At 50.9% G+C, this 18,522-nt stretch carries 14 protein-coding genes; all 14 read right to left on the bottom strand.

What is annotated here, in order from left to right; all coding sequences use genetic code 11:
• Positions 1-2 precede the first annotated feature (2 nt).
• Positions 3-2,861, bottom strand: coding sequence for a penicillin-binding transpeptidase domain-containing protein (locus BQ7367_RS11670; RefSeq protein WP_235837595.1), 2,859 nt, complete (start codon positions 2,859-2,861; stop codon positions 3-5).
• Positions 2,854-3,387, bottom strand: coding sequence for a rod shape-determining protein MreD (gene mreD / locus BQ7367_RS11665; RefSeq protein WP_072525592.1), 534 nt, complete (start codon positions 3,385-3,387; stop codon positions 2,854-2,856). The genes BQ7367_RS11670 and mreD overlap by 8 nt, the downstream gene beginning before the upstream one ends.
• 10 nt (positions 3,388-3,397) lie before the next feature.
• A complete protein-coding gene (gene mreC / locus BQ7367_RS11660) occupies positions 3,398-4,267 on the bottom strand; it encodes a rod shape-determining protein MreC (RefSeq protein ID WP_072525591.1) in 870 nt (289 codons plus the stop codon).
• The gene (locus BQ7367_RS11655) at positions 4,267-5,313 is read right to left on the bottom strand and encodes a rod shape-determining protein (RefSeq protein WP_442855379.1); all 1,047 of its coding nucleotides are present in this window, start codon (positions 5,311-5,313) and stop codon (positions 4,267-4,269) included. Before BQ7367_RS11655 ends, mreC begins: the two co-directional genes overlap by 1 nt.
• Before the next feature lie 12 nt (positions 5,314-5,325).
• Positions 5,326-6,024 carry a RadC family protein gene (gene radC, locus BQ7367_RS11650; protein WP_072525589.1) on the bottom strand — a complete coding sequence of 233 codons (699 nt, stop codon included), beginning with the start codon at positions 6,022-6,024 and terminating at the stop codon, positions 5,326-5,328.
• A gap of 75 nt (positions 6,025-6,099) precedes the next feature.
• Positions 6,100-7,689, bottom strand: a complete 1,590-nt coding sequence (locus BQ7367_RS11645) for an NAD(P)/FAD-dependent oxidoreductase (RefSeq protein WP_072525588.1) — start codon at positions 7,687-7,689, stop codon at positions 6,100-6,102.
• Positions 7,690-7,727: 38 nt separating this feature from the next.
• Complete coding sequence (locus BQ7367_RS11640) at positions 7,728-8,969, bottom strand: BaiN/RdsA family NAD(P)/FAD-dependent oxidoreductase (protein ID WP_072525587.1); 1,242 nt, start codon at positions 8,967-8,969, stop codon at positions 7,728-7,730.
• Positions 8,970-8,990: 21 nt separating this feature from the next.
• Positions 8,991-10,313 (bottom strand): methionine gamma-lyase family protein, encoded by a 1,323-nt coding sequence (locus tag BQ7367_RS11635; RefSeq protein ID WP_072525586.1) that lies wholly within the window; start codon positions 10,311-10,313, stop codon positions 8,991-8,993.
• Between the two features lie 41 nt (positions 10,314-10,354).
• Positions 10,355-11,302 carry a tRNA (adenosine(37)-N6)-dimethylallyltransferase MiaA gene (gene miaA / locus BQ7367_RS11630; RefSeq protein ID WP_072525585.1) on the bottom strand — a complete coding sequence of 316 codons (948 nt, stop codon included), beginning with the start codon at positions 11,300-11,302 and terminating at the stop codon, positions 10,355-10,357.
• 1 nt (position 11,303) lies between these two features.
• A complete protein-coding gene (mutL, locus tag BQ7367_RS11625; RefSeq protein ID WP_072525584.1) occupies positions 11,304-13,220 on the bottom strand; it encodes a DNA mismatch repair endonuclease MutL in 1,917 nt (638 codons plus the stop codon).
• Positions 13,221-13,241: 21 nt separating this feature from the next.
• A complete protein-coding gene (gene mutS / locus BQ7367_RS11620; RefSeq protein WP_072525583.1) occupies positions 13,242-15,878 on the bottom strand; it encodes a DNA mismatch repair protein MutS in 2,637 nt (878 codons plus the stop codon).
• A gap of 148 nt (positions 15,879-16,026) precedes the next feature.
• Positions 16,027-16,443, bottom strand: a complete 417-nt coding sequence (locus tag BQ7367_RS11615) for a putative ABC transporter permease (RefSeq protein ID WP_072525582.1) — start codon at positions 16,441-16,443, stop codon at positions 16,027-16,029.
• Positions 16,444-16,516: 73 nt separating this feature from the next.
• A complete protein-coding gene (locus tag BQ7367_RS11610) occupies positions 16,517-17,833 on the bottom strand; it encodes a replication-associated recombination protein A (protein WP_072525581.1) in 1,317 nt (438 codons plus the stop codon).
• A 28-nt stretch (positions 17,834-17,861) separates the two neighbouring features.
• Complete coding sequence (locus tag BQ7367_RS11605) at positions 17,862-18,482, bottom strand: hypothetical protein (RefSeq protein WP_072525580.1); 621 nt, start codon at positions 18,480-18,482, stop codon at positions 17,862-17,864.
• Between the last annotated feature and the right edge of the window lie 40 nt (positions 18,483-18,522).

The following is an 18,522-nucleotide window of genomic DNA, read 5'->3' as shown; positions in this document are numbered from 1 at the left end:
CTTTAATCTCCGGCAATTCCGGCACCCAGGTCCGCTGCGGATCCTGTGATCAACTCTCCTGATAAATCCGGATTAAAATAAATTCTCGCGATATCTCTTCCTATTTCGGCAGAATAACCTGAATTATACCCATAAGTAATCCTGACAGCGATCGAAATCTGAGGAGACTGGGCAGGCGCGTATCCGACAAACAGCACATGGTCCGCATGAAGTTCGTTATGCTGGGCCGTTCCAGTCTTTCCGGCCATAGAAAATTCCAGTCCGATGAAGTTGGAATCGCTTGCCACCATCTGCTCCATTCCCTGGTGAAGGATATCCCAGGTGCCGGCACTGATCTCATCCATTGTTCGGACCGCTTCGGCCTCATAGTCTTTGATCAGGTTTCCGTCCGAATCTGTGGTTTTATCGATCAGAGTCAGATCATAGATCGTTCCGCTGTTCGCGACAGCAGTCACATACCGATTTAATTGGCTGACAGTATAATTATTGGTTCCCTGCCCGATCGCTGACTGGATTGAATATTCATCTGAAATCTGAGGCTCTGCCTCGGGGATTTCCACTCCTGATTTTTCGCCCAGTCCGAACATTTCCGCGTATTTGGCAAGCCGGTCTGTCCCAAGATCACTGTCATAGTTTCCGTCTGCGTCCATTCCCAGATCATATCCCATCTGATAGAAGAATAAATTACAAGAATGCTGGATGGCCTGGACTACATTCAGAGAGCCGTGCCCATTGGGATAGATCCAGCATCTGGGACTGGGAGTTACCTCATCAAATTCTCCGTCACAGTAGACGGAAGTACCGGAATCAATCAGCCCTTCTTCCAGAGCCGCGGTAGCGGAAACCATTTTGTAGGTTGATCCGGGAGCAGTTTTTTCCTGTGTCGCCCTGTTGTAGAAAATATTGGCCAGTCCGGTATTAAGCTTATTATAGTAGGCTGAGTCCATTGTATTGGCCAGTCTGTTATTGTCATATCCCGGATAAGAAACGCAGGCCAGCACATCTCCCGAATTAGGATCTGTCACCACCACCCCGCCTGAACATGGTTCCAGAGCCAGATCACCGGGAGTAATCTCCAGGGTTTCAATCTTATTGTAAAGCCAGCTGTAAGGATCTGTCGTTCCGTTTAAAAGTCCGTAATAGGCCGTCTCATCCATGGGAAGCACGCCCTGCTCATATGTGATTGCACAGATCTGCGCACCGGTCACACTACCTGATTTTATAAGATATTCATAGAGAAGTTTGTCGAAATTACTGTCCTCACTCAAATATTCTTCTAAATAGTTCAACACTCCCTGATAGATTTCCTCTGAACTGGAATAAGTTCCCCCGTCCAGTTTTGAGGTATCGATCCAGTTCTGGGAAATGGCATAGTTGAGATACGTATACAGACTGATCGTCTCATCCACAGCCCATGCGGTCTGAGTCGCGTCTGTACTGTCGATCTCATCCGAAAGCAGAAGTCCTGCAGCCTCCTTCAGGACCGTGTCACAGATATAATCCATGTATGCCTGCATCTCATCCGAAAGCTCTCTGTATGCAGGAGCATTCGGGTCCCGGAGCTGAGCCATAAGTTCGTCAAGTGTACTTTCTCTTTTGTCATGAAAGATCTCATAGACGGCCTTTTCCGCAGTACCCGCATCCTCACTGGAAAAATGATCCATATCAATGATCTCGTTAGCAATAAAAGCATTGTACGCGTCTCCCACCGGAATAATGATATATTTCGTATCTTCCGCTGTAGAAGGATCATAATCCAGTACATTGCTCAGCTTGCTCAGGATGATACCGGCAAGTTTTTCTTCCAGCAGCCTGTAGGCGCTGATCTGCAGATTCTTGTCTATGGTCAGATACACATCATTGCCCGCCTCCGGATCGGTTGAACTGACTACATCTGTTACTTTTCCAAGATTATCCACATAGAAAGTGCGTTCTCCCTTCTCTCCCTGAAGAACACTGTCAAATGCCTGTTCAATTCCGGATTTTCCAACGATATCTGACAGTGAATAACGTTTTTTCTCATCGCTGTCCAGCGCGTCGTACTCTTCCTGAGAAATCTGCCCGGTGTAGCCGATCACGGAAGCGAAATATTCTCCGTCCGGATAAACCCGCAGTGAATCTTCCGCAATATCAACTCCGGTCAGAGATTCCTGGTTTTCCATTATGGCAGCCGCCGTCTCATCACTGACATCGGAAGCCAGCGTTGTGGAAAGATACTGCTGGTAGCTGTTAAGCCCCATGGCATATCGCATATTGACCATTTTCAGGATATATGCCGGATCATTGTTCTCATCATCCAGACCATACCGCTCTGAGCAGAGAAAATGCATAATTTCAGCGGCAGACTGTGTCCGCTGTTCTTCGGTCAGATCATCCGTATAACTTTCGCCAAATACATCTGCCACAAAACGGAGACGCAGCGTTTCATTCGTCTCCGCAAACTGATAATTTCCTGAGGAATCAAGAATGATCCCAAAACTGTCAATCACAGAGTCTCCGTTTTTTTCCACGATCGTAAGTACTCTGTCCAGGATATCGTTGAGAAGCTTATTTCTGTCACTTTCTGTAATATTTGTAGAAAGGGTGTCTTCGATCGTGACGGAATAAGCCAGCTTATTGTAAGCCAGAAGGTTTCCGTTCCGGTCATAAATATTCCCTCTTGTGGCAGCTACTTCTTTCGTCTTGCGTATCTGGAGCTCATAATTCTCAAGATAATCCTCGCCTTTTACGATCTGGAGATAGAAAAGACGTCCGATCAGGACAGAAGAACTCAGGCAGAATACTACGATAAGAACTACAAGCCTGGATCCCAGGATGTAGTCTATTGCCTCTTTGATCCTGTCAATGATTTCTCTAAACAAATTTACTTGCACTCCTTTTCTCTACAGCCTCCAGTTTATGATTGATAAACAGAAGCAGGGGATAAACTCCAAGAGTTATAACGATAGTATAAATAGTCTCAGGAACAATGATCCGGTTCAGATAGGTAAAAAAGCCAAAATCACTCTTGAGCAGGAAAGAAAAGAAATAGATGACGAGTCCATATATCAGATCGCTCACCGCGATCATAAACAAAGGCAGCTTGATATCCTCGTCAAAATACATCTGCTCAAAAAGACCGTTAACAAATCCAGCCATTAGATAGATCAGAGCGTAAAAACCGATCATATCTCCGAACTGGATATCGATCATAAGACCTGATATAAATCCCACCAGCATTCCCTCCCGGGAACCTCTCATAAATCCAAAAGACGCTGTTATAATAAGCATCAGATTTGGTCTTGTTCCGGCAATCTCCAGCGCCGGAAACACTGAGCACTGCAAAAGGTACGCGGCCAGAATGATCCCGGCACTCACGGCGATACGCCGAATCTTTACTGCTTTCATCGGCACCTCCCTACTCTGACTGATCTTCCCCGGTAAGTTCCGCTTTTGTGGTAGTAATTACCAGAACTTCCTGAATATTGTTAAAGTCCACTGCCGGGATCAGATACCCGGAACGGGTAAGATTATTAGAATCCACATTAATCTCACTGATGGATCCGATGAGGATCCCCTGCAGATATTTGTCACTGATATAGGAGGTGACGATCTGATCCCCTACAGCGACTACATGGTCATTATTCTCCATCTGTTCGAACGCGATCTGCCCGTTGCTCATAAGTGAAAGATCTCCGCTCACGATGCAGGTGTCTGATGTGGACAATACCATTCCGCTTATATTTGTGGAGTCATCGATAATGGAGCGTACCTTAGCCCATGTAGGACCCACTTCTGTCACAATGCCGACAAGCCCTTTCCCTGCCAGAACATTCATGTCCACAGCGATTCCGTCCTGGCTTCCTTTGTCAATCGTAAAGGTCGAAAACCAGTTCCCCGCGTCTTTTCCGATGACATGAGCCGCTGTCTTTTCATAGTCAGCATAATTCTGATCCAGATTGTACAGCTCCTGAAGACGTTCATATTCATATTGCTCTTCCTGAAGATAATTATTCTCCGTAGTCAGCGCGTCCACCTGTTCCTGCAGCTTTTCATTTTCCGCGCGGAGCTGTTCCATGGTAGAAAAATTTTCTTTCATGTCACTCATCCATCCGCCGATCTGGTTGATTCCCTGCTGCAGAGGAATGACAGTAACATTTGCCAGAACTCTGAACGGTCCGCCTACTTTATCTGAGACCGATGACAATATCATCATTAATACACAGAATAAGGAAAGGCCCAGAAGGATATATCTGTTTGTATGTGATGTATGATTCTTTTTCTTCATTATCTTAACCACCTATAATCTTCATCCATCATAGAATACGTAAGCCTTCGATAATATTCCCGGTCAGAGATGATCTTCTGAAGTCCTCTTGCCGCGCACAGTTCCGGTTCCTTTGCCGTTGTCACTACAAGGCCCGTACTCTCCTGGAGATACGTGGAAAGTCCTCTCAGATTCGCCATTCCTCCCGTAAGGCATATCCCGCTTTTCTGGATCGCCCTTCTGACATCAGGAGGAGTCCGATCCAGCATCGAGCGGACCGCACGGACGCATTCTTCCAAAGGCTCCTTCATGGCGGCACGTACGAGACTGATGGAAACTTCTGTCTGAGAGGGAACTCCTGTGATAAGATCCCTGCCTGAGACCTGGATCACGCTGTCTGTACTCTGTTCGAAAATGCCGAACTCTCTCCGGAGTCGTTCCGCTGTCAGCCTTCCGATCATAAAATCTTTGTTATGCCGGACAAGCCCGGATATGGCGGCATCCATCTCCTCACCGCCGATCTTTAAAAGCCGGTTGAGTACCATTCCGCCAGATGACAGAACAGACAGCTCTGTTGTTCCGCCTCCGAAATTAGCAACGAATATCCCTTTCTTACCGATCACATCAATACCGGATCCCACCGCGTCTGCCAATCCTCTGTCAACCACACGCACATTCTTTGCCCTGGCTTCAGAATGAAAGACCAGGTCATAGAATGCCTTCTTTTCTACCTCCGTCACATCAGTGGGAACCGCCACTACATACTCTGCTCCCCATGTAAACCGTCTGTCCGCTCCGAGAAGCGTCCCCAGCAGATACTGCATATCATCAAAATGAGCAATCACCCCGTTTTTCATAGGGAAGATCACCTGGATGTCCGGGGGAGACTTTTCATACATTTCATATGCCTCGTCACCCACGGCGAAAATATATTTTTTATCTTTCATGGCTATGACGTTCTTCGCACGCCACAGCGATCCTTTCTTTTTATCAAACACTTTGATCTCATAAGTTCCAAGATCAAGTCCGTATACATTCCCCGACATAATGATTACATCCCCTGCCAATGACTCCCGTAACTACTGAAAGAACCCCTTTTCTTTCAGACTGACATACCGATTGTTTCCAATGATAATATGATCCAGAAGCTGGATCCCGATCAATACTCCTGCCTCGCGTACCCTTCTGGTGATCTGTACATCCTCTCTGCTGGGAGAGGGATCTCCGCTGGGATGATTGTGGAGCAGGATGATAGACACCGCATTTCTCTGAAGAGCCTCCAGAAACAATTCCCTGGGTGAAACCAGTGCCATGTCTACAGTCCCTACAGAGACCGTACTCTCTCCGATCAATCTTGACCGTGTATTCAGAAAAAGAAGCTTCATCACTTCCTTGCCGCGATGCCGCATGTCTTCCATATAATATTGTGCGATCGCTTTTGGAGAAGAAAAATCCAGACCTTCCGCGGCTGATGCCCTGGACATCCGCTTTGCCAGCTCAGAAAGGCAGCGTATCTGGATCGCCTTGACTCTCCCTATGCCTCTGACCTGCATCAGGCGGTCTAAAGTCCACTGGTGGATGCTGAGGACTCCCTTTTCAGAGAAGTCCGGATGAAGAAGCCTGCCCGCCAGTTCCAGAGAGTTCTCTCCTTTTGTCCCGGTCCGCAGAAGCACTGCCAGAAGTTCTGTATCGGTCAGATTTTCTGCTCCGAAACGCTCACACCTTTCATAGGGACGGTCTTCGTGATACATTTCTTTGATCGTACTGCTTTTCCCCATATTTTGTTTTCCACTCAGTGCGATGATACAATACAGTGATTTATTTTAGCACAATTTAAATTTGATGTATAGGGATTATACATTAAAATTCTGTGAATAACTGTACCTGCCGATGATCGCTTCCGCCGTTTTCAGGCCGTCCATCGCCGCGGAAGTAATCCCGCCGGCATATCCGGCGCCCTCCCCGCAGGGATAGATCCAGGGAACAGACGAGGTAAGATCCTTCCCTCTCATTATTCTGACCGGCGAGGAAGTCCGGCTCTCCACTCCCGACAGCACCGTATCCTTGTCGTCAAATCCGGGGAGCTTTTTTCCCATGGCACGGATGCCCTCTTCCAGGGATCCGGCAAGTTCCTCCGGAAAAAGATTTCTCAGATTTCCGAAGGTATAAGAACCCTTTATATTCGGCACGACCTTTCCAAAGTCGTGAGTAAGTCTTCCATAACAGAAATCGTCAAACCGCTGCACAGGAATCTTGCCTTTTCCCTCTTCCCAGGCTCTTTTCTCCAACTTTCTCTGGAACTCCATCCCGGCCAAAGGGTGATCCGCCCCATAGTCCTCCCTGGTGACAGTGACGATGACCGCACTGTTGGCATTGTCTCCCGCTCTTCCATGATAACTCATTCCATTGACTGCCAGGAACCCTTCTTCCGAAGAAGCATTGACCACATATCCTCCCGGGCACATACAAAAGGTGTAGACGCCTCTTCCGCTGTCCAGCTGAGCCGTCAGTTTATAGGCCGCCGCAGGCAGCCCGCCTCTCTGCCGGCCGTACATGGCATTATCCACTGTCTCCTGCCGGTGTTCGACCCGCAGGCCCACGGCAAATGACTTTGCTTCCATGTGCAGGCCGTGCCGGTACAGCATTTCAAATGTATCCCGGGCGCTGTGGCCGATGGCCAGCACCGCCGCATCCGCCGGTATCTTCTCTTTCTCATTGATCACCAGGCACTTCTCTTCCGGGAGAAGATCGGTGACCTGGCTGTGAAAACGGAATTCTCCTCCCATCCGGATAATCTGCTCCCGCATGGCTTCAACCACCCGGATCAGGATATCTGTTCCGATATGGGGTTTCTGTTCCCACAGGATATCCTCCGGAGCGCCAAAGCGGACAAACGTCTCCAGGACGAAACGGTTTCTTCCTGCCGGATCCTTTACCTGAGTGTTCAGCTTCCCGTCTGAAAATGTGCCGGCTCCGCCCTCTCCGAACTGGACGTTGGAGGACGGATCGAGCACTCCTTCTCTCCAGAACCGCTCCACGTCCTTTTTCCGTTCGGTTACCGGGGCTCCGCGCTCTATGACAAGAGGCATGTATCCTTCCGAGGCAAGGAGATAGGCACAGAACAGCCCGGCCGGACCGCTTCCCACCACCACCGGCCGGCGGCCAAGAGACTCCCTGCCATGTTCCGGAACCTGATAGGCCTTATCCGTTACTTTCTGTATACTCCCCTTCGACTGGCGCAGGACACGTTCTTCATGGACCACAGAAAAATCAATGGTATAGACATAGAAGATCTCCGGTTTCTTCCGCGCGTCCAGTGATCGTTTTCTCACTTTATATTCTTTGAGCTCATTCTTCTTTATATGTGCAGTCCGGAGAAGCTTTTTCTCCAGCTGCTCCGGTGTATGATCTGAGGGAAGTTTCAGCTGCGTGATCCTGAGCATATTTCTTCAACTCCGTTTCTCATCATTTTTCAGGCAGGTCAGTGTTCTGCCCCGGTCCGGGCCGGAACCGCGGCATTCTCCCCGGCCCTGTGCCCGCTTAAGACCGCCCAGGTGATATTGTATCCGCCGCAGTCTCCGTCCACATCAAGAAGCTCTCCTGCGAAATAGAGTCCGGGAACATATTGGGATTCCAGCGTATCCGGATCCACCTCCGCAGTGTTTACTCCGCCGCAGCAGACCTGTGCCTGGGTGAACGGATTCGTCGCAGTCACGCAGACACTGAATTTTTTGATCAGTGAAACCAGTCTGCCGATCTCCTCTTCCGCAAGCTGTCCGGCCTTTTTATCTCTGGGAATCCCGGACAGTCTGATCCACAGATCTGAAAGCTTTTTGTGGAACAGTCCGATCAGAAACATCTCCGCAGGTTTATCCGGACGTGTCTTTGCCCTGGCGCTGAGAAACGCTTTCGTCTGTTCTTCCGTAAAATCCGGCATAAAATCCAGCTCTGCCCGGACTTCTCTGTTCTGATACAGGGCTTTGGACGCGTAACGGCTTACCTGGAATACCGGTATTCCGGATATCCCGTAGTCCGTCAGCTGGATCTCCCCTGTATCCTTCGCGACACACTCCCCATCAGCCCAAATGGACACCGTTCCGTTTACCCGGACTCCGGCTATCGCTTTAAAAAAACTGTCCCCGCATCTGAGCTGGACAAGTGCCGGCAGCACCGGGATCAGCGTATGGCCCATCTGTCTGGCGAGGTCATATCCGGATCCGTCCGATCCGGTGGACGGCGCCGCCCTGGAGCCGGTACACAGGATCACACTGTCTGCCCCGATATCCCCGCTGTCTGTCCGGATCGCAAATCCTCTTTTCTTTGGCCGGATCTCCCGTACATGGACACCGGTGCGGATCTCCACCTCCAGACGGTCAAGCTCCATCCGGAAAGCCTCCAGCACCGAAGAGGCCTGATCCGAGCTGGGGTAGATATAACCGTTCCGGTTTCTGGAATATACCCCGAGCGCGAGAAAAAAAGAAATAACAGCCTGAGCGCCCTCTTTTCCCACGATCTCCCACGGGAAAAGAGGGTCTTCCGAGTGATAGTGTATCGGTTCCTGGCAGGTATTTGTAAAATTGCATCTTCCGTTTCCGGTGGAAAGGATCTTTTTCCCGATCCGGTCTTTATGTTCCAGTATGATAACGCGGGCGCCCTTTTCTGCCGCCGCGATCGCCGCGGTCATACCAGATACCCCTCCTCCGATCACTGCAACTGTTCTCATCGTTCTCTCCTTTTCTGAATTTTACGATTCTTTTTCTGTCAGCTCACGAATGTTCTGAACCGGGAGCACGCCTGCGTCGATCATGCTCTGGAGCGATTTCAGGATCCCCAGTTTTGCATGATACCAGGTAAGCCCTCCCTGAAAGTAAACTGCGTAGGGAGGTTTGATAGGGCCGTCGGCTGAGAGTTCGATGGACGATCCCTGCACGAACGCCCCGGCCGCCATGATCACATCACTGTCATAGCCCGGCATGGCCCAGGGTTCCGGAGTCACATAGCTGTCCACAGGAGCTGCGGCCTGGATCCCTTTGCAGAATGCGATCACGCCTTCCGGACTTCCTAAAGTGACAGCCTGAATGATATCATGTCTGGATTCCTTGCTGCCCGGCACAACCGGAAATCCCAGTTTTTCATAAACAGCGGCCGCAAAAACCGCCCCTTTCAGAGCCCCGCATACCACTGTCGGCGCAAGGAAAAATCCCTGATAAAAGGACTGCATCACACCGAGCGAAGCGCCAACCTCTCTTCCCAGTCCCGGCGATGTCAGCCGGCAGGCGCAGTTTTCGATCAGCTCTTCTTTTCCCGCGATATAGCCTCCGATGGGAGCAAGTCCGCCTCCCGGATTCTTGATCAGAGATCCGACGATCATGTCTGCCCCTACATCGCTTGGTTCCAGCCGCTCCACAAATTCACCGTAGCAGTTGTCCACCATGCAGATCACATCCGGCCGCCGCTCTTTGATGAACGCGATCAGCTCCCCGATCTTTTCTACCGAATAACTGGGCCGTGTCTGATATCCTTTGGAGCGCTGGATCGTGACCAGTTTCGTCCGGTCATTTAAGGCTGCCTCAATCGCCGGATAATCAAAATACCCGTCCTCCAGAAGCTCCACCTGGCGGTAGGTCACTCCGTATTCCGCAAGGGATCCCCGGGAAGGCCGGATGCCGATCACTTCCTCTAAAGTGTCATATGGTTTTCCTGCCGGAGAGAGAAGTTCATCTCCCGGGCGCAGATTGGCGGACAGGGCCAGCGCCAGAGCATGGGTCCCGCATGTGATCTGCGGACGCACCAGGGCGGCTTCGGTGTGAAAGGCAGATGCATATACCGCTTCCAGAGTATCCCGGCCCTGATCGTTGTAACCATATCCGCTGGCATAGTTAAAACAGCCTTCACTGACCCGGTTCTCCTGCATGGCATGGATAACTTTCAACTGATTATACTCCGCTGTCCTGTCAAAATCCTGAAAGCGTTCATTCAGCTCTTCTTCAATCTTCTTCCCATATTCCCATACCTCTCTGGAGATTCCAAGCTGTGCGCAGATCTCTTCTGTTCTTATACTGTTCATTTTCCATTCCCTTTTCTGTTTCTATGATAAATAACGGCAGACTACAGGATCTGCCTTTCTCTGAGATGTTTCAGCATAAATTCTTCCAGATTTCCCTCATCCTGCCCGATCACAGAACGGTCCGCCCAGATGACATCCTTTTCTCTGCGGAACCATGTGAGCTGCCGTTTGGCAAAATGCCGGGTATCCCGTTTTATGATCCGTACTGCTTCGTCGAGAGTGTATCTGCCCTCCAGATATCCATAAAGCTGCCGGTATCCCAGGCCCTGCATGGAGGTGGCCGTCTTTGGCACCCCGCGGTCTCTCAGGAAGCGCACTTCTTCAAGAAGACCTTCTTCCATCATCTCATCTACCCGGCGGTCGATCCGCTCATAAAGCCGGCTCCTTTCATCCGTCAGCACGAAATAGGCATATCGGTAAGGAGACTGTTTTTCCCGTTCTTTTTGATTATGTTCGGAGATTTTCCCACCGGTCTGCCGGTGAAACTCAAGGGCGCGGATCACCCGTTTCACATTGTGCGGATGGATCTGCCCAGCCGCTTCCGGATCCACGTTTTCCAGAAGCTGATGGAGATATTCCCCGCCATTTTCTCTGGCAGTCTGCTCCAGACAGGCCCGGAATTCATCCTCTCCGCTGTCCTCCGTAAAATTAATGTCATACAGAAGGGCCTGGATATAGAATCCGGTGCCGCCCACGACCATCGGTATCCTGCCTCTGGACCAGATCTCCGCCAATGCCTGGCGGGCCATCCGCTGGAAACGTACGACATTGAAGTCTTCTTCCGGATCCAGGACATCGATCAGATGATGGGGCACCCCCGACATCTCTTCCGGCCGGATCTTGGCAGAACCGATATCCATATGCCGGTATACCTGCATGGAATCGGCGGATATGATCTCACCGCCGATCTTTTTTGCCAGCAGGACGGAAGCTTTTGTCTTTCCCACAGCCGTCGGTCCTGCCAGTATGACTAAAGGTTTTTTTTCCATATCAGATGATCCTCTTGAATTTCTTTTCCAGTTCCCGCTTTGTCATCGCGATAATCGTAGGCCTGCCATGCGGACAGTGATAAGGATTGTCCAGCGTCAGAAGCTCCCCGATCAGCGCGTCCACTTCCCGGGCAGACAGACGGCTGTTTCCTTTCACCGCCGCCTTGCAGGACATGGAGGCGACTTTCTCATCGATCAGATCCGGCGTCATGGCCGTGGTCAGTCCCTCTGAGAGATCATCAATCATCTCCATAAGCAGTTCCTTCTTGGCAATGCTGAAAAGATTGTCCGGTACTGCCCGGACTGCATACTCTTCTCCCCCGAAGGGCTCGATCTCAAAGCCGATCCTGGTAAACCGGTCCATATTTTCTTCCAGGATCCCGGCCTCCTGCATCGAGAGTGTCAGGATGATCGGCGGACTTAAATACTGTGAAGTGAACTCTCTTGTCTTCATCCCTTTCAACGTGCGTTCATACAGTACTCTCTCATGGGCCGCGTGCTGGTCTATGATATAAAGGCTGTCCCGGAACTGGACAAGCCAGTATGTGTCAAACACCTGGCCGATCAGTCTGTATTCTGCCCGCACTTCCCGTTTCAGGAAATGCTCTTCAAACAGATCCAGCTGCCGTGGCTTCTCCTCCATGGCCGGAGCTTCCTCCCGGCCGGAAGCCCTCACAGCGGGGATGGTTTCCTGCGCGCGCTGATCGGCGGCTTCCCGGATCCGGTCCGCCTGTCGCTCCGGCCGATAGATCCCGGAACGGTCTGTCACTTCCGCCGAAGACATCCGCTGATGATAGGCCGTCACCCGCTCTTTCATCTTTCTTATAAAATAATCTTCATCATGTACTTCTTTTTTTTCTTCCGGCTTTTCTCCCGTTTTTTCTGCTTTTTCCGGAACCGGGTCCGGCACTTCCGCCTTCTGGATCAGTTCCGGCTCAAGCAGCGTCCTGTGAACGCCCTCAAATACTGCGTTATAGACTTCCTGCTGTCTCTGAAAGCGGAGTTCCATCTTGGTGGGATGTACATTGACATCGATATCCCCGCCGTTGATATGAAAGTGCAGGACCGCAAACGGAAATTTATGCTGCATGGTAAAATCTTTGTACGCATCTTCCAGCGATTTTGAGATCATCGGACTCTTCACGTACCGCCCGTTTACGAAGAAATTTTCAAAATTCCGGTTGCCTCTTGTAATGACCGGCTTTCCCAGATATCCCGTGATCCGAAGCCCGTTCTTCTCAAATTCGATATCCAGCAGATTTGCCGCCACATCTCTCCCATATACACTGTAGATCACATCTTTTAATTTTCCGTTCCCGGATGTGCGCAGTTTTTCCTGTCCATTGTTGATAAGGAGAAAGGCCACCTCCGGATGGGACAGGGCAAGATGCATGAGAAGATCCTGGACATGCCCGGCCTCCGTCATCGGAGTTTTTAAAAACTTCCGGCGGGCCGGCACATTGTAGAACAGCTGCCGCACAAGAAAGGTGGTTCCCTTCGGAGCGCCCGTCTCTTCCAGAGAAATCTCCCTGCCCCCTTCGATCACATATCTTGTGGCGTACAGATCCTCTTCTGTCTTTGTGATTATCTCTGTCCTGGTGACCGCGGCAATACTGGACAGTGCCTCTCCCCGGAATCCAAGTGAGTGGATCCGGGACAGATCCTCCACACTCCGGATCTTGCTTGTGGAATGACGCAGAAAGGCGCTCCTTACCTCTGATGCCCGGATCCCGCAGCCATTGTCCATGACCCGGATCAGGGAGATTCCTCCGTCCCGGATCTCTACCGTTACCGAATCAGCGCCCGCGTCGACGGCATTTTCCACCAGTTCCTTTACAACAGATGCCGGGCGCTCGATCACTTCCCCGGCGGCGATCTTATCGATCGTCACCTGATCTAAAACCTGAATATGCGGCATGATCCTTCCTCCTTTTTCTTATCAGCGCCAGCGGTTCTTCAGCTTGTTCTGAAGACGGTAGATTGTGTTCAGTGCATCGATGGGCGTCATGTTTCCCACATCAAGGTTTTTCAGCTCTTCGATCACATCGTCGTCTTTCACGGTATCGAAAAGGGAGATCTGGGCGATGTCTACCTCATCATATCTCTTTGTCCGGGGTTTCTTCTTTGGGTGCTGTTCTTTCGCGGCTATCTCGCTGACCCTGGCCGTGATGTCCTGATCGCTCAGCTCTTCGACGATCTCTTTTGCCCGGTTGATGACCAGATCCGGCACTCCAGCCAGCTTGGCCACCTGGATGCCGTAGCTCTTGTCTGCTCCGCCGGGAACGATCTTCCTCAGGAATACGATATCGTCCCCCTGTTCTTTGACCGCGATGCAGTAGTTGTTTACATTCTCAATCTTGCCCTCCAGCTCTGTCAGTTCATGGTAATGGGTGGCGAACAGCGTTTTTGCTCCCAGCAGACGGCTGTCACTGATATATTCGATCACCGCCCACGCGATGGAGAGCCCGTCAAACGTACTGGTCCCTCTGCCGATCTCATCCAGGATCAGCAGGCTTCTGGATGTGGCATTGCGGAGAATGTTGGCCACCTCCGTCATCTCCACCATGAACGTACTCTGTCCGGAAGCCAGATCGTCGGAAGCTCCCACCCGGGTAAAGATCCGGTCCGACAGCGCGATGTCCGCGCTCCTGGCAGGAACAAAAGAGCCGATCTGAGCCATCAGCGCGATCAGGGCGGTCTGACGCATGTAAGTAGATTTTCCCGCCATGTTGGGCCCGGTGATGACAGAGACCCTGTGCTTCTTATCATCCAGATATGTATCATTGGAAATAAACATCTCATTCGGGATCATCCGCTCCACCACCGGATGCCGGCCCTCTTTGATGTCAATGATTCCTTTTTCATTGATCTTCGGACGTGTATAGTTATATCTCTCAGCGGTCAGTGCAAGGGAGGCAAATACGTCCAGCGCTGCCACCGCCTTGGCGGTTGCCTGGATGCGTTCTGTCTCGGCAGCCACCTTTTCCCGGATCTCTGTATAGATCTCATACTCCAGAGCGTAGAGCTTGTCCTCCGCTCCCAGGATCATATCCTCCAGTTCTTTCAGCTCCGGAGTGATATACCGCTCTGCGTTGGCCAGCGTCTGTTTCCGTGTATAGTAATCCGGCACCTGATCCTTGTAGGAGTTGGTCACTTCCAGATAATAGCCGAAAACCTTATTGTATTTAATCCGGAGATTTTTGATCCCCGTCTTCTCCCGCTCTTCATTCTCCAGCTTTGCCAGCCAGTCCTTGCCATCGGACTTTGCCCGCCGCAGGTTGTCCACTTCCTCACTGTATCCGTCCCGGATGATATTTCCCTCTTTCATGGCAATGGGAGGATCTTCGCGGATCGAATCTTTGATCAGGGAACAGAGATCTTCCAGGGTATCCATATCTCTGTAGATATTTTTCAGAAGCTCCGACTGCATTTCCTGCAGGATATAGCGGATGGGCGGCAGCATCTCCAGGGAACTGCGAAACGCTGTCAGATCCCGCGGATTGGCCGACCCATACGCGATCTTTGTGACAAGCCGTTCCAGGTCATAGACAGGCGTTAAATATTCCCGGATCTCCTCTCTGGAGATCGCCTGTTCCTTTAATTCCTCCACGGCATCCAGGCGCATGAGGATCTCTTTTCTGTCGATCAGAGGCTGTTCCACATATTTTCGCAGTGTCCGCGCGCCCATGGCTGTCTTTGTCTTGTCCAGCACCCAGAGCAGGGACCCTTTCTTCTGTTTCTCCCGGAGCGTCTCGCACAGTTCCAGATTTCTCCGGGTGGAGCTGTCCAGCATCATATATTTTCCCGCCGAATAAGGCGTGATATGAGTCAGATTGGAGAGCGAATTCTTCTGGGTCTCCAGCAGATACGAAAGAAGCGCCCCCGCGCTGATCAGGCCACAGTCGTAATCTTCCAGTCCCAGCCCGGCAAAAGAAGAAACCTTAAAATGTTCCAGAAGTTTCTGCCGGCAGACGGCATCGTCAAAATACCAGGGATCCAGAGAATAAATCGTGACGCCAAACCGGTCTTTCAGGCCGTCCAGATCCATGCCGCTCATGTAGAACGCTTCATTGCAGATGATCTCGGAAGGTGAGAAACGATAGATCTCGTCCGTCAGTTTTGAACTGTCCGGGATCTCCGTCACAAAATAGTCTCCCGTGGATATATCCGCGACTGAGACCCCGTACCGGTCCGCGATATAAACGATGCACATGATATAATTGTTCCGCGTTTCGTCAAGAGCCTGAGGATCCATGTTGGTCCCCGGCGTTACGATGCGGACAACTTCCCGCTTTACAATTCCTTTCGCGGATTTCGGATCTTCTACCTGCTCACAGATGGCTACTTTGTATCCCTTTGATACCAGACGGTTGAGATAGCCCTCCACAGCATGATAAGGGACACCGCACATGGGTGCCCTCTCTTCCTGTCCGCAGCTCTTTCCGGTCAGCGTGATCTCAAGTTCTCTTGACGCGGTCAGAGCATCATCAAAGAACATTTCGTAAAAATCTCCCAATCTATAAAACAGAATGCAGTCCTGATACTGAGACTTGGTCTCCATATACTGCTTCATCATTGGTGTTAATTCCGCCACATTCTTACTCCTTTATAAAAATATGTTTCATTGTTTTGCGGATGTATTATAGCATTTTTGAGAAATGTGTTCAACTGAAGAAGCTGAAATCAAAATTTTCAGACAATACGCAGATCTCTCTCCCTGCATCCTACAGTACATGAAATTCCGGTCTTTTTTCTCCGTACAGAAAATGAAGGAGATAACCGCTCAGAAGGATTCCGGCCGCGCACAGCCCGGAAAAAATAATCGTGAAGGGAAGGCAGACCTGCCCTAAAATCTGGAATGGCTGATCTGTATAATCCCACACATTCCAGCCCATAATCTTATTGACAAATATTCCGGTAATGAACTCACAGGACGTCACAAAAAGAACACTCCAGCCCACCTGCTTCCACAGCGGAGCCCGCCAGCCGGTCCATATCCCCTGCTGCGCAAAAAAAACAAGGCAGAATCCTCCCAGCAGGAACATCGACCAGTGGGAGAAGCCCCGGAAGATCATCTCCAGGGAATAGTAGATCACGCCTCCCAGAGTCCACAGGAATAAGTATTCACTTAGCTTTTTCACTATAAATGCCCTCTTTTTCTTCCGTTTTTATGGATAGTCTGAGCAGATTCCGGCCATTTTATGAATGGAAATTTTATGGCTTTTCCCGGAATTTCCGGATCTCTTCCAGCCGCCTGGCCGCTTTTTCTTCCTCCCCTTCTTGTGTCGGGTGATAATAGGTGCGGTCTTTTAAGCCATCTGGCATGCACTGCATATGGGTCAGCTTCTCTTCGGTATCATGAGCATATTCATATCCTTTTCCATATCCCAGCTCCTTCATCAGTCCGGTGGGAGCGTTTCGGATCTGCATGGGCACCGGCTCGGTGTTCTTTTCCCGGACATCGCGCCTGCACTCTTCGCACGCGGTATACAGCGCGTTGGACTTTGGCGCCAGGGAAAGATACACGACGGCATGGGTCAGATGTACGTCACACTCCGGCAGCCCCAGAAAATGGCACGCCTGATATGCCGCCACTGCCACCTGCAGCGCCCGGCTGTCTGCCATCCCCACATCCTCACTGGCAAACCGGATCAGCCTTCTCGCAATATAAAGAGGATCCTCCCCGCCTTCCAGCATACGCATCATCCAGTAGACCGCCGCGTCAGGATCACTGTTCCGCATCGACTTGTGAAGCGCGGAGATCAGATTGTAATGTTCTTCCCCGCTCTTGTCATACAGCAGAGATCTCCGGCTGATGCACTGCGAAAGACCTTCCGTGGTCACCCGGATGCCGTCCGGATGGATTTCTCCGTTCAGTACTGCCATTTCCAGCGTATTCAGGGCCGTTCTCGCGTCCCCGTTGGCAAACGCCGCAACAGCCCGGATATTTTCATCCGAGATCTCTATATTCTGGCCGCCGAATCCTGCCGGATTTTTGAGGGCATTTTTCAGCAGACGCACCAGAGCCTTCTCTCCCAGCGCTTTCAAGACAAACACCCTGCACCGGGACAGAAGCGCTCCGTTTATCTCAAAAGACGGATTTTCCGTAGTGGCGCCGATCAGGATAATACTTCCCCTCTCCACATAGGGGAGAAACGCGTCCTGCTGCGCTTTATTGAAGCGGTGGATCTCATCCACAAAAAGAACGGTCCGAAGCCCCATGCGGCGGCTTTGCTCCGCCCGGTTCATAACTTCCCGGATCTCCCGGATACCGCTCGTGACCGCGCTGAAGTTGATAAACTCCGACTTTGTCCTTCCGGCAATGATACTGGCAAGCGTAGTCTTGCCTACTCCCGGCGGTCCCCAGAAGATCATGGAAGAGATCTGGTCCCGCTCGATGAGCTGTCTTAAGATCTTCCCCTGCCCCAGAAGATGTTCCTGTCCTACAAAATCTTCCAGAGAGGACGGCCGGAGTCTGCTGGCCAGCGGTGTCATTGCTCTGTCATTTTCAAACAGTGTCATCTGTTCCATAATCCCTTCACTTCTTTCCTTTCCTGTCTTATCCTGTGAACAGACCGATCAGCATCCAGATCAGCACCAGGACAAAGATCACCTTGCCAAACACCTCGCCGCCCGGATGAAGCTCGTCAAATTCCTTCGGCATCCGGAAAATATCCGGATCATTTCTGTGTTCTTTCCACTGAAAATCTTCAATATAATACTTCCATCCGCTCTGATCTGTATACACATTCACCCGGTCGGAAGCCAGATATCTGTGGATCGGTTTCCGGTATCCCTGGCTCTGTATGGTATTCGACACGCCGGTCACCGGGTCGCAGATCTCCACCTTAAGAAAATAATAGCGGCGGTAACGCAGCGTATGATGTTCCCCCGTTGTATAGGGCACATCCTGTCTCGCTATGCCGGTGATCCTGCCCGGCGTCATATGGCCCAGCGCGATGGCCTCCGCGCGCTGCCTCCGGTAAAACAGCGCCCGGCGCATATTGCTGACGGCGGTGTACGGGAGAATAAGCCCTCCCACCAGAAAGATCATCATAAAGGGGCTGAATCCACCCGACGCTATACTTGCAAGCACGACAGAATACCATACAACGGAAAACAGAATTGTATAGATAATATTCCCGAACTCTTCTTCCGCAGGTCTTATCTTTCTTCTCATTATCTCTTCCTTCCCTCATTTTTCTTGTATATCCCGATAC

It is taken from the genome of Clostridium sp. Marseille-P3244 (genome assembly GCF_900120155.1).
Classification (GTDB): Bacteria; Bacillota; Clostridia; order Lachnospirales; family Lachnospiraceae; genus Mediterraneibacter.
Note: the sequence above shows the minus strand (reverse complement) of the source record. Positions and strands in the feature narration are given on the sequence as shown.